The organism is Pseudomonas sp. ok272 (assembly GCF_900109995.1).
Taxonomy (GTDB): Bacteria; Pseudomonadota; Gammaproteobacteria; order Pseudomonadales; family Pseudomonadaceae; genus Aquipseudomonas.
This window is the reverse complement of record NZ_FOCB01000003.1, coordinates 274,715-287,098: the sequence shown is the minus strand read 5'-3', so window position 1 is coordinate 287,098 and position 12,384 is coordinate 274,715. Positions and strand designations below refer to the sequence as shown.

The 12,384-nt window shown below is 57.6% G+C and carries 12 protein-coding genes; 4 read left to right on the top strand and 8 right to left on the bottom strand.

The genetic code is table 11. From position 1 onward, the window contains the following. Positions 1-1,833, top strand: coding sequence for a glutamine--fructose-6-phosphate transaminase (isomerizing) (gene glmS / locus BMW74_RS06915; RefSeq protein WP_093415543.1), 1,833 nt, complete (start codon positions 1-3; stop codon positions 1,831-1,833). A 484-nt stretch (positions 1,834-2,317) separates the two neighbouring features. Beyond that, positions 2,318-3,814 (top strand): Fic family protein, encoded by a 1,497-nt coding sequence (locus BMW74_RS06910; protein ID WP_093415540.1) that lies wholly within the window; start codon positions 2,318-2,320, stop codon positions 3,812-3,814. 559 nt (positions 3,815-4,373) lie between these two features. On the opposite strand, the gene BMW74_RS06905 is transcribed toward BMW74_RS06910, so the two are convergent. Continuing rightward, positions 4,374-5,336 (bottom strand): bifunctional GNAT family N-acetyltransferase/nucleoside diphosphate kinase regulator, encoded by a 963-nt coding sequence (locus BMW74_RS06905; protein WP_175479161.1) that lies wholly within the window; start codon positions 5,334-5,336, stop codon positions 4,374-4,376. Between the two features lie 45 nt (positions 5,337-5,381). Here BMW74_RS06905 and BMW74_RS24665 point away from each other — a divergent pair, with 45 nt between their 5' ends. After that, positions 5,382-5,603: an amidase family protein gene (locus BMW74_RS24665; RefSeq protein ID WP_139208376.1), complete on the top strand. Its 222-nt coding sequence runs from the start codon at positions 5,382-5,384 to the stop codon at positions 5,601-5,603. Positions 5,604-5,629: 26 nt separating this feature from the next. Here BMW74_RS24665 and BMW74_RS06900 read toward each other — a convergent pair whose 3' ends face one another. Next, positions 5,630-5,836, bottom strand: coding sequence for a 4-oxalocrotonate tautomerase (locus BMW74_RS06900; RefSeq protein WP_093415537.1), 207 nt, complete (start codon positions 5,834-5,836; stop codon positions 5,630-5,632). 346 nt (positions 5,837-6,182) lie between these two features. On the opposite strand from BMW74_RS06900, the gene BMW74_RS06895 reads away from it, so the two are divergent. Next, the gene (locus BMW74_RS06895) at positions 6,183-6,905 is read left to right on the top strand and encodes a FadR/GntR family transcriptional regulator (protein WP_093415534.1); all 723 of its coding nucleotides are present in this window, start codon (positions 6,183-6,185) and stop codon (positions 6,903-6,905) included. 98 nt (positions 6,906-7,003) lie between these two features. Here BMW74_RS06895 and BMW74_RS06890 read toward each other — a convergent pair whose 3' ends face one another. The 6 genes from BMW74_RS06890 to BMW74_RS06865 form a co-directional block, all read right to left on the bottom strand. After that, positions 7,004-7,828: a transporter substrate-binding domain-containing protein gene (locus BMW74_RS06890; RefSeq protein WP_093415531.1), complete on the bottom strand. Its 825-nt coding sequence runs from the start codon at positions 7,826-7,828 to the stop codon at positions 7,004-7,006. Between the two features lie 69 nt (positions 7,829-7,897). Beyond that, the gene (gene lhpH, locus BMW74_RS06885; RefSeq protein WP_093415528.1) at positions 7,898-8,905 is read right to left on the bottom strand and encodes a trans-3-hydroxy-L-proline dehydratase; all 1,008 of its coding nucleotides are present in this window, start codon (positions 8,903-8,905) and stop codon (positions 7,898-7,900) included. Between the two features lie 30 nt (positions 8,906-8,935). Beyond that, the gene (gene lhpI / locus BMW74_RS06880; protein WP_093415525.1) at positions 8,936-9,859 is read right to left on the bottom strand and encodes a bifunctional Delta(1)-pyrroline-2-carboxylate/Delta(1)-piperideine-2-carboxylate reductase; all 924 of its coding nucleotides are present in this window, start codon (positions 9,857-9,859) and stop codon (positions 8,936-8,938) included. A 23-nt stretch (positions 9,860-9,882) separates the two neighbouring features. After that, positions 9,883-10,611 (bottom strand): amino acid ABC transporter ATP-binding protein, encoded by a 729-nt coding sequence (locus BMW74_RS06875; protein ID WP_175479171.1) that lies wholly within the window; start codon positions 10,609-10,611, stop codon positions 9,883-9,885. A 47-nt stretch (positions 10,612-10,658) separates the two neighbouring features. Further along, entirely contained in the window at positions 10,659-11,396 is a 738-nt protein-coding gene (locus BMW74_RS06870; RefSeq protein ID WP_093415519.1) for an amino acid ABC transporter permease, read from the bottom strand. Between the two features lie 2 nt (positions 11,397-11,398). Continuing rightward, the gene (locus tag BMW74_RS06865; protein WP_093415516.1) at positions 11,399-12,073 is read right to left on the bottom strand and encodes an amino acid ABC transporter permease; all 675 of its coding nucleotides are present in this window, start codon (positions 12,071-12,073) and stop codon (positions 11,399-11,401) included. Positions 12,074-12,384: the final 311 nt, after the last annotated feature.

Below are 12,384 nucleotides of genomic sequence, written 5' to 3'. Positions count from 1 at the left end.
ATGTGTGGAATTGTCGGCGCAGTAGCGGAACGTAATATCACCGCGATCTTGCTTGAAGGCCTCAAGCGTCTCGAATACCGCGGCTACGACAGCGCAGGTGTCGCGGTGTTTACCAATGACAACACCCTGGCGCGGATGCGTCGTCCGGGTAAGGTCAGCGAGTTGGAACAGGCGCTGCAAGTCGAGCCACTGGTCGGTCGCCTGGGTATTGCCCATACCCGCTGGGCCACCCACGGTGCCCCTTGCGAGCGTAACGCACACCCGCATTTCTCCGCGGATGTGGCAGTGGTGCATAACGGCATCATCGAGAACCACGAGGCCCTGCGCGAACAGCTCAAGGCCTTGGGCTACGTGTTCACCTCCGACACGGATACCGAAGTCATCGCCCACCTGCTTCACCACACACTCAAGGACCTGCCGGACCTGGCCACTGCCCTCAAGGCCACCGTCAAGCAATTGCACGGCGCCTATGGTCTGGCGGTGATCAGCGCCAAACAGCCGGATCGCCTGGTGGCGGCCCGCAGTGGCAGCCCGTTGGTGATTGGCTTGGGCCTGGGCGAGAACTTCCTCGCATCCGACCAATTGGCCCTGCGTCAGGTCACCGACCGCTTCATGTACCTGGAAGAAGGTGATATCGCCGATATTCGCCGCGACAGCGTGCAGATCTGGGATGTTGATGGCAAGGCTGTCGAGCGCGAATCGGTGCAGTACCGTGATGGCGCCGAAGCGGCCGACAAGGGCGAGTTCCGCCACTTCATGCTCAAGGAAATCCACGAGCAACCGTCGGTGGTGCAACGCACCCTGGAAGGCCGTCTGGGCCACGACCATGTGCTGGTGCAAGCGTTCGGTCCACAAGCGGCCGAGCTGTTCGCCAACGTGCGCAATGTACAAATCGTTGCCTGTGGTACCAGCTATCACGCGGGCATGGTTGCCCGTTACTGGCTCGAAGAGCTGGCCGGCATTCCGTGCCAGGTCGAAGTGGCCAGTGAGTTCCGCTACCGCAAGGTGGTAGTGCAGCCTGATACCTTGTTCGTGACCATCTCCCAGTCCGGCGAAACCGCCGACACCCTGGCTGCCCTGCGCAACGCCAAGGAACTGGGGTTCCTGGGCAGCCTGGCGATCTGCAACGTTGGCATCAGCTCGCTGGTGCGCGAGTCCGACCTGACCCTGCTGACCCAAGCCGGTCGCGAGATCGGTGTCGCGTCCACCAAGGCGTTCACCACGCAACTGGTTGGCCTGTTGCTGCTGACCCTGTCCCTGGGCCAGGTCCGTGGCACCTTGGCTGCAGGCGTGGAAGCCAAACTGGTCGAAGAGCTGCGTCGTCTGCCGGCCCGCCTGGGCGAGGCATTGGCGATGGACAGCATCGTCGAAAAAATCGCCGAGCTGTTTGCCGACAAGAACCACACCTTATTCCTGGGACGTGGCGCGCAGTTCCCGGTGGCGATGGAAGGTGCACTCAAGCTCAAGGAGATCTCCTACATCCACGCCGAAGCCTACCCAGCCGGCGAGCTCAAGCATGGCCCGTTGGCGCTGGTCGATGACGATATGCCAGTGGTCACCGTGGCGCCGAACAACGAACTGCTGGAGAAGCTCAAGTCCAACCTCCAGGAAGTACGTGCCCGTGGTGGCCAGTTGATCGTGTTTGCGGATGAAAAGGCGGGCATGACCAACGGCGAAGGCACCCATGTGGTCAACATGCCGCATATCCACGACACCCTGTCGCCGATCCTCTACACCATTCCGCTGCAGTTGCTCTCGTATTACGTCGCCGTGCTCAAGGGCACTGACGTGGACCAGCCGCGCAACCTGGCGAAATCCGTCACGGTGGAATGAGTTATCCACAGATGTTTGGGTTGTGATCCTACTGAATAAAGTCTGTCGGATTGTGCTCAGCAATTTCAGGGACTAGTCAGCGGGCTAATCAGAAATAAAGTCTGTCGGGGACATGCCAAGCTATTGGTTAAAAATAGTTTTCCAATGCTCCGACACTTATGTTGTGCACATCAACCCTGTGCAAGTTGCTCAGCCGAGCAGCCGAGAATTGGGCCTGGGAGGACGCGAAACAAAACACGTCCACGGCCCTGGTTTCGCTGATGAGCCTACCTTCAGGCAGCCACGCTGAGAGTCCGGGGCCGAAATACAGCCGACAGAACTACACACGATGCCCACTACACAGATTCCCGGCGCGCCGAAAATCAGAGAGCCCAAAAATAGTGGTTACGCGGCCATTTGCGGTTAATATTTTCTGAGTGTTCGGCGCGTATTTTAAGAAAATCTTGGCTCGGTTAAAAAAATCTAACCAACGACAGGGGAAAAAATGGGAAATCTAGTGGGTTACGCCCATTTGATCAATGCGATGGGGCTGAAGGCTATCGGGGTAAAGAAGCCCGCACTCGTTCAACCCGTCACCCGCATTGAGCGGATCAACGGCGCGCTTGCAGTGCCGCAAGCGGTTGCGCCGGAGGCTGGTGATTTTCTCGCCCACATCATCTTTGCGCTCAAACATGAGGGCGTCAATCTCTCTATTTTGGCGCAGGCTCTGCCTCGCATTGAAGGTCAACTCCTTGTCGAGGCCATAACCCAATCTCCCAGCAGTGGCTATCTGCGCAAAGTCTGCTTCCTCTGGGAAGTCTACTCCGGCGCTTTACTGGACTACACGGACAAGCCTCGGGGCCCCGGTGTCCTCCTTTTTGATCCAGAACGGTACATCACGGGCCCATCGGTGCGAAACAACCGCTGGCGCGTGGACTTCAATGGGCTGGGGACACTCCAATATTGCGCGACGGTAGAGCGCACGCCTGAGGTCCAAGCCCTGCTTGAATACGACATTCTAGGGCGTTCGAAAGAGTTCATTGCTTCCTTGCCTAAGGAAATGATGGATCGCGCCATCAACTGGGCGTACCTGAGCGAGACAGATTCCTCATTTGCGATTGAAAAGGAAGCACCAAGCCAGCAGAAGTCAGAGCGTTTCGTTCAGTTGCTGCGCCAGGCACATGACCGCCAGCCGCTTACCGAAGACTACTTGGTCTCTCTGCAAAACAATGCAATTTCCCAACCGCTTGAATGGGCGGTGGCCTTCCGGCATGAACAAAACCACCTGACCAACTCCTTTCGAGGAGCGGCAGGGGTCACCTATATTCCCCCACCTCCAGACCTTTGCCGGGATCTGATGTTCGAACTCATGGCCTTCGCAAACCGTGCACCGTTGGAGCTTGACCCGCTGGTGGCCGCCGGCATTGCCTCATTCGGGTTTGTGTTCTTGCATCCCTTCATGGATGGGAATGGCCGACTGTCGCGCTTCTTGATACACCAGGCATTGTGCTGCAGCGGTGCGCTGGAGAACGGTTTGTTACTCCCTGTCTCCGTTGCCATGAAGCGAGAGGAGCAACGCTACCTTGAAGCTCTGCAGAGCTTCTCGAAACCTGCCCGTCAATTCTGGGAAGTTCGTTGGATCGATGCCGACAACATGTCGCTTAACTTCACCGGCGACCCAAGCCTCTATCGCTACTGGGATGCGACTGAATGTGTGGCCTTCACGCTGGAAATGGCCAAGCGGGCATTGGAAATCGAACTGAGGGAAGAAACCGAGTATCTGCAACGATACGACACGTTGCTCAAGGTGGTTAATGACAACTACGACGTGCGCGGCAGCCTCTTGAGCAAGCTGATAATGCAGTGCTTAGACCAGAATGGGGTCGTATCAAAGGGCCGTCGGAAGCAGTACAACGGGTATATCCAAGAGGAGGTTTTCGACTTCCTAGAAGGTCACGCCCAGGCCCTTCTGGCAGAAGCCTACGCAGAGCCCGACGACTAATAGTCTAGCGACCGAGGCGGTTGAATGACCGGTGGCAGATCCCTTGGGTGAAGCCATTTCCATCTCAGTCCCGCCATCTCCACTAGCTATTAGGCGGCCCAACCTTTCAAGCTCCTCTGCTTTGAAAAGGCCCAAAGCGTGCGGTCGTTCACCCACGTGGCCATCACTGGAATACCTCAAGTCTGTAAAAGGCGCTGATCAAAGCAATCAGCAGCCTGCGACAGATCCATTTATTCCCGACAGACTTTATTTAGTAGGTCGATCTGAAACACCCCATAAAAATGGTGTTGCGACAGACTTTATTTCTGATCAGCCCACAGGCTAGCCCCTGTAATTGCTGGGATCGATCCGACATACTTTATTCAGTAGGATCAGTTGGATTTAGAGAGCTAAAACTGTCGCAGGAGCCGGCTAGGTCATTCCTGCCGCCTCCTGCTTTTCGCAACTGGCTCCGCTCCTACCCTTGACCATTCAACGGGCCGCTCAGGCACGGAAAGCGAGGCCCCGTCCCTTGGGGGTTCCTCGCGCGTGATGGACGAACACTGAGCAAAAGGCGCAGTTATAGGTGGAAATCGCCCGCAGCCTCCGGCTGGTAAAGCACTTTCCTGATCTCAATCCGGCGGGTCCGATCAGAAATTCGCCAGTCGATGGCGTCCCCTTCCTGATAGCCCAGGATGGCGGCACCGATGTCGGAATACACGGAATGCTTCCCAGCGGTGCTGTCCGCGTCTTCAGGGTAGACCAGAGCCACTTCGATCTCTTCGTCGTCCAGCTGCAGCAAGGCCCTAGAGTTCATCGTGACAACATTGCACGCCACCTGCTGCGGCTTGACGACAATGGCTCGCTCAAGCTCATGTTCGAGTTCAACAACGGCCGGGCCAGGCTCGAGCGCGATTAGACTCTCGAGCCTGGCCTTGTCGATTTCAGTGATGTAGATCCTGGTGGAGTCGCAAACGGCACCTTCGCGCAAGAACTGGAGATAGCGTCCCGCCGTCATGGAAAACGACTTCAATCCCGGCGTTTCGCTCTCCAGCAGAAAGCCGCTGCGCAGAAAGGCTTTCAGCGAGCGCGCGTTGTCCGGGTGGATCTTGGCGATGAGCTTCTCGGCCCGCATGTCGAGGAAGGCCAGTTTCATGCCTTCGCGGATCGTGCGGGCGCCAAGGTTTCGGCCCCATTTGTCGCTGTCTCCGATGACCAGGACTATCTCGCAATTTGAGCCGGTCTTGATTAGACGGACAAAGCCCACTGGGGTGTCATGCCGGTCATAGGCCATGAAAAATCGGCCACCCCGGTTGAATAGATGGGTCAGGATCGGCAATTGAGTCCGATCGATGACTTGCTCGATGGAGCGGGAGACATGACGCGAATCGCTCAGATAGCAGGTGACGCGCTCATCTTCCAACCAATCCATCAGCGTCAGCGCGTGCGCCCGAGTAATTTCAGGGCACAGCGAAATGAAAGGCTTGTTCATCTTCACCACATTTATTTCTAAAGGATGAAAGCCCTTCATGGCTATGGCCATGACGGTTCTTTCGGCAACCGGCTATTTTAAGACATAACGCGAGTAATGCCGAACAACCACCTGGCTATTACCGGTCTAGCCAACGTTACCGGACAGCCGGCGATCACCGTTCCCATGACGTGGTCGGAAGACGCAGGGATTGCGATCGGTGCAGAACTCATCGGCCGCAACGGCGAAGAGCATGATCAGCTCGCACTTGCTGCTCAGTTGGGGCAGGCAAGACCTTGGTGGAATCGACGCAGGCCACTTCAAAGCTTTCAGCTTTAATTGCGTGGGCTCGATCAAGCCGACTATCAGTCAGAATGCGAGAGCTCAGCAGGCGCTGAATAGAGCTCCCCGGCACGCGCCCAGTCCTGGCGATCAATCTCGCTGAAGATGACGTCCACGGCCTCAGCAGTGCATCCGAGGATCTCGACGGTCAACCGAGTGACCTCTCTTGCATATTCGGCTTTTTGCGCCTGGGTACGGCCCGGTAACATTTCTACACGCACTATTGGCATTTACTTCACCGTGAAGGAGGAGGCGGCCACTGAGAATATGAGTGCGCCGCGATATCTGTGAGGGTCATCGACTTGTGTTTGATTTACTGCGCTTCCTGCCGCGCTTGTTTAAGTGGAGGACTGGTTTATTAAAGGACCAGATAAGACGTGCTATTGATCATTTCGGAGAAACGCTGGTAAAAGCGCCTAAGTTGGTCCTATCTAGGGCTTTTCATTGGTTATACTAGGTCCACTTTTCGCGAGCCACAATGGCCACGACCTGCTTTAGGTGAGATTTGGTCATCATTTCAAACCAGTCACACTTATTGCCTTGAGCCACAGCGCACTGCCCAGAGAGATCAATGACATGCAATCAGACTTCCGCCCCAAGCAGATCTATGAACAGGTTGCTGACCAGATCAGGGCGGGCATACGCAGCGGTGAATACGCCTGCGGCTCTCGCCTGCCTTCCGAGCGAGACTTGGCGCAGCTGCTGAAAGTCAGCAGGCCCGCCGTTCGCGAGGCAATCGGCGCGCTCCAGAACGAAGGCATGGTGGTTACCCGTCATGGGTCCGGCACGTATGTCGCCGACTCACTCGAAAGCACGAGCAATGTGTTGCCGATGCACCCCGAAGACGTGCAGGGTGATGCCGATTTCAGCCCCATCAGCACCCTTGAGGCCCGCCTGCTCATTGAGCCTGCCATTGCGAGGCTGGCGGCCCGTCGCGCACAGCGTGACCCGCTGGCTGAGCAGTACCTCAAGCAGATGGCTGATGTGAAGGACATTACCGATCCGCTGCATCAAGCGCGCTGGAGCAAGTCTGATCGCCTGTTCCACCTTCAGCTCGCTGTCATGACAGGCGATATCCTGATTTCCCGCATCGCCGAGGAAATCAACAAGACGATGGCGCAACCGCTGTGGAATCGCTTACGGGACGACGGGATCTATGACCCCGAGCGGATTCAGCTGTATGTCGCAGAGCACCAGATGATCTACGAGGCGATCGTGGCGGGTGATGAGGATGCGGCCGCGTTCTATGTCGAGGGGCATCTCAAGCGGGTTCAGCGCGATATCAGCTCACGGGAGTGAGGCCGTTCATTTAAACGGGACCTGTGCACGAACGGTGTGTCCGTGCAGGGTCACCTTCAGGCGCGCCGGGAGACAAGCAGGCGCGCCCTGTGGCCAGGTTACTGGATGGGTTCGACCTTGAACGGGCGCTGCATTTTGTAGAGCGTCTGGGCACCCAGCCACTTGTCGAAGATCGCCTGCATTTCCCCCGACGACTCCAGCTCATGCAGCGCAGTGTTCACTGCCTGCAGCATCGCAGGCTCGTCCTTTCGGATGCCCAGCCCCCAGACCTCGCGGCCGATGGCGGGCTGCAGGACGGCGTATTGCGCCGCCTTGTCACCCAGGCGGCTCAGTAGTTTCTGCACCACTTCCTCAGAGGTACTGAAGGCGACGACCTTGTTCTGGAGCAGCGCGGTGAACGCCGTGGAGACATCCTCGAAGCCAACCGTCGTGGCAGTGGGCAGCGCTTGCTTGATATAGCCCTCACTGATACTGCCCTTCACATAGCTGATGCGTTTGCCCGCCAGTTCACTGGTGTGCTTGAAGTCGCGGCTGGTTTTGACGGCCAGTACGTTTTCGCTCACGTAGTAGGCATCCGAGAAGGCCACCTGTTCGCCACGTTGCGGCGTATAGGCCAAGCCTGCGCTAAGCAAGTCCATGTGTTTTTGCTGCAGCTCGGGAATGCGTGCCTCGATCGAAACAGGCTTGATCTCGGCCTTCACACCGAGCTTTTTGCTGATCGCCTCACAGACATCCACATCGTAGCCGACCACGGAGCGATTTTTGACGTCCGTGTAACCGAACGGCTCGAAGATATCGAGCACCCCGCAGACCAGCGTGCCGCTGGCTTTGACATCAGCCAGTTGGTCGGCATGGGCTGCGCCTGCACCGAGTATTGCGCAACCGGCAATAGCAGAAACCAACAACGAGAAACGACGCTTCATAGGTGTGACCTCAAGTAGTACGCGTGGCGCTTTTTTATTATTCGATCAAGGTGCGACGAGCAAACGTTGTCAGCGGACCAGGAAACCGTTCTTCTGCGGGTCGCGATCATCGATGATCCAGTTGCAGAACCCGCAGATGTAGGCCGTGCCCGACACCTCGGGAATCACGGCCGGGAACTCGCCCACCATGGTTTCCTTGATGACCTTCGCGCTAAACACTGAGCCGATCACGGACTCATTGATCAGTACGTCGTCCTTGCCGATCTGGCCGCGCAGGTAGAGTTGCGCAATGCGCCCACTGGTGCCGGAGCCGGTAGGCGAACGGTCCACTTCACGGTCCGCGAAGACACAGCAGTTGGCTTGTGTGGACTGCGGGAAGCGCGGCTCGCCATCAATGATGGTGCCGTAGATGTGGTTGATTTGCGGGATGTCCGGGTGAACCACTGGGAACGCGGCGTTGGCCGCCTGCTTCACTTCTGCGCCGAATTTCTTCAGCTCTTCCACCGACGTTTCGCGAATCTCCAGGCCATGTGGCTTGCCGCTGGTATAGAAGTAGAAAGCGCCGCCGTAGGCGATGTCGCCCGTTACCGGTCCATAGCTCGGCGTGTTGACGGTCACATCGCGCTTGTAGATGAACGATGGGACGTTAATGAAGCGCACGCCGTTGGCATGCTTGCCATCCCACTTCACGAAGGCTTCGATGAAACCGCAGGGGGCGTCGATGCCGACGCGAGTCTCCGGAGAGGTGCGCTCGACCCAGCCTAACTCGACCGCGGCGGTGGCCAGGGCGATAGTGCCGTGACCGCAATGGTCGCTGTAACCCTCGTTGTGCAGGAAGATGATGCCGAAGTCTGCAGTGGGTGAAACTGGCTCAGTGAGATAGCCACCATACATGTCGGCATGGCCGCGTGGTTCGAACATCAAGGCCTGGCGGATGTCGTCGGCATTTTCCAACAGCCATGCGCGACGCTCGACGATGCTTTTGCCTGGCAGCCTGGGCAGGCCTGACGTCACGATACGGAACGGCTCACCGCCAGTGTGAACTTCGACGGTATTGATGGAGCGGGAGATTTGCATGGAGAAGCCCTTTCAGAATTCGATAATCGATTACTTGGCCGCCAGAGCGGCGAGTGCAACACGTGCGGCGGCCAGGTCCCAGGCCGCCGTGCCGACACTCTTGAACACCGCCGGTCGCGAACGGTCGATGCCATCCACCAGCGCAGACGCCAGCGACTTCACGTTGGACCAGTCCACACCGGCACGCAGCAGATCGCCGGCCTCATGCCTGGCGCCATCAGGATCGTCGGCATAGATGACGCTGGTATCCAGAGTGGCTTTGCCAATCTCTGCCATTTCTGGCTTGAAGGCTCCTACGCCAATCACCAGGCGACCGGCCTTGGCCAGCTCGTTGTAGACAGGTTCAGTGCTAGTGGTCAGCGTGATCACGACATCGACGTCGGGAATGCTATCGCCGAGCGGAGCCAGATGAGCATGCAGTTCGCGGTTGCGGTCGCAGAACTCTGTCGCTTTCTCCAGATCCAGGCCGCGTACCCAGACCTTGGCATCCGGATACAACGCGTTGATTGCCTGAATGTGATAGCGGGATTGGGCACCGGTACCAAAGATCAGGATCTGCTGCGGTGCTTGTTCCAGTAAGGTGCGAATGGCGAGCAGCGAAACGGCAGCGGTACGCCGCCCGGTGACTTCCGGGCCATCCAGCAAGCAGATGATTTTGCCGGTGACAGCATCACAAACGGTAACGGTGCCATTGATGGTTGGCAATTTACGCTGTGCATTGCTCGGCTGGACGTTTACCAGCTTGTGAATGCCGATGTCCGGTGCAGTAGCTGGCATGCTGAGCAGTACACCGCCATCTCCAAGGGGAACGACCATGCGCTCTGGGCTCAGGATCGAGTGTGCATCCAGTTCTTTGGCCGCGTTCGCGATCGCGTCGACCAGCGTGTTGAACTCAAGCAGTGCTGCGGTCTTGGCCTGATCACAGACAATGATCGAGGTGGATGGGCTACTCATTTACGGACTCCTTGGTACACCACTCAGTGGCTACGAATGTCGGACAGAAATTTCTGGGCGCGCGGGTGCTTGGGCGAAGTGAAGAACTCATCCGGAGGAGCAACTTCAAGCAGGCTTCCTTGATCCATGAACCACACGATGTCGGAGACCTCACGGGCAAAGTTCATTTCGTGGGTCACGCACACCATGGTCATACCTTCGGCAGCCAGGGCCTTCATCACCGAAAGCACCTCGCCGACCATCTCCGGATCCAGCGCACTGGTCGGCTCGTCAAACAGCATGACGGGCGGCTTCATCGCCAGCGCACGGGCGATAGCGACGCGCTGCTGCTGTCCGCCAGAAAGCTGGTTCGGATAGGCATTTGCCTTGTGGCTGAGCCCAACCTTGTCCAACAGACTGAGTGCCAGCTCGCGGGATTCTGCCTGCTTTACCTTGCCAACCCACAAAGGGCCGCAGGTCACGTTCTCCAACACGGAAAGATGGGGAAACAGGTTGAACTGCTGAAACACGAAGCCGATGTGGCTGCGCATCTTATTGACGTCGACATGTGGGCCTTGGACATCCTGGCCGTTGACATGGATGGTGCCCGAGCCAATCTCTTCGAGACGGTTCATGGTGCGGATCAGCGTGGACTTGCCCGAACCGGACGGTCCGCACAGCACGACCACTTCACCCTTTTTAACCTCTGCGCTCACATTGGTGAGTACATGATGTTTGTCGTACCACTTATTCACCTCATGCAGCGAGATGATGGCGCCGGACTGAGCCGGAGCAGCGTTATTGTTCATTTTCATGCTGGTCAATATCCCGCAGCCGGTGCACTGGGTGCGTTGAGGGGAGTGTGGGTGACTGCGCGCGTATAGCGCCGCTCAAGACGGGCTTCGAGCAGACGTGCCGTCTGGGTCAGGGAGAAGCAGATGACGAAATACGCCATCGACAGCACCAGGAACACGGTGAAGGGTTCGGTAATCACTGTGCTGTTCACCTGGTTGGCCGCATAGGTCAGCTCATTGACACCGATCACGTAGCCAAGCGAGGTGTCTTTGATGGTGGTTACGAACTGACCGACCATGCTCGGCAGCATCGTGGTCAGCGCCTGGGGCAGGATGATCTTGAAGGTCCGCGTCCAGTAGCCCATGCCCAGTGCCGCTGCAGCCTCGGCCTGCCCCTTGGGCAGCGACTCGATGCCCGCTCTGATGATTTCGGCCAGGTAGACCGACTGGAACACCACCAGCGTAACGGCCATGGTGGTGAAACCGGCGACGGGGCGCCCGAGAATCATGGGCACGATGAAGTACGCACCAAAGATCAGCATGACCAGCGGGATACTGCGCAGCAGGTAGCGGATCGCCGTGGCCGGATAGCGAATGACCTTGAATGGGCTCAGTTGGGCCAGGGCCAACAGAACGCTCAGCGGAAAGGCAACGCCGATACCGATGATCGACAGCAGGACCGTGGCGGCAATACCGCCAAGCGGACCATTGGGATAGGAGCCTATTAGAAACAGAAGCCAGTATTCGTGAATGATATCAAGCATGATCAGCGCCCCTTGATTCGCATGCGCTGACCGAGCCAGCCGCCAATGAACAGCAAGGTCAACGCCACGGCCGCGTACATTGCCGTGCTGATGCCGTAGGTTTCGAAGATCCGGAATGTGTCGCTGGCCACTTCCTTGGTGGCGTAGGTCAGCTCCATTACGCCGATGACCATGGCCAGGCTGGTGGTCTTCACCAGCATCACGGTGTTGCTCAACAGTGGTGGGATCGCGACACGTATGGCTTGGGGCAGGACGACTCGGCGCATCGTGCCCGCATAGCTCAGGCCAATCGCCCGCGCGGCCTCTTGCTGGCCTTTCGGGATACTGCGCAAGCCACTGCGAATATCTTCGGCGAAATAGGCACCGTAATAGAGGCCTATCGCGATCACGGCAAAGATGAACTCACCGTGGTACTCGTTCACCAGCTCCTGAAGGTTCTCGGGAAGCAGACTGCTCACACCGAAGTACCACAGGAAGATATGCACCAAAGGCGGTACGTTGCGTTGGTACTCGACAAAGGCCAGTACACAGAGCTCAACGAGCTTGATCTTAGTCATCCGGACCAAGGTCAGAAACAGGCCGACGGCGAACGACAGAACCCAACTGCACACCGACAGTGCGAGGGTGATTGCTAAGCCTTGAAGCAAGACCCAGCCATAATCGTTCAGCAATGACATGGCAGGTCCCCGGCGCGGGGCCTGTTGGGGCGGGTGCTTTCGGGGTCGGTGTCGATCCGTATATGCGGGCAAGGGAAGCCGGCCCAACCCATGCCATGGGCCTCGGGATCGATCTCAAGGGGGAGGTAACGGCGGATTGCGGCGGATAGGTTGAGGTACATTTTTTTCTTTTTATTCATCTCTACATTCCTGCTTGCCCCGCGGGGCTTAACTGATCTTTCGACTGAACCTCTGCGGGTTCACTGATAAGCCTCTCACTAGGCATAACCATGCGCTGGCGGTATGAATGGTTACAAAACGATCCAGTTATT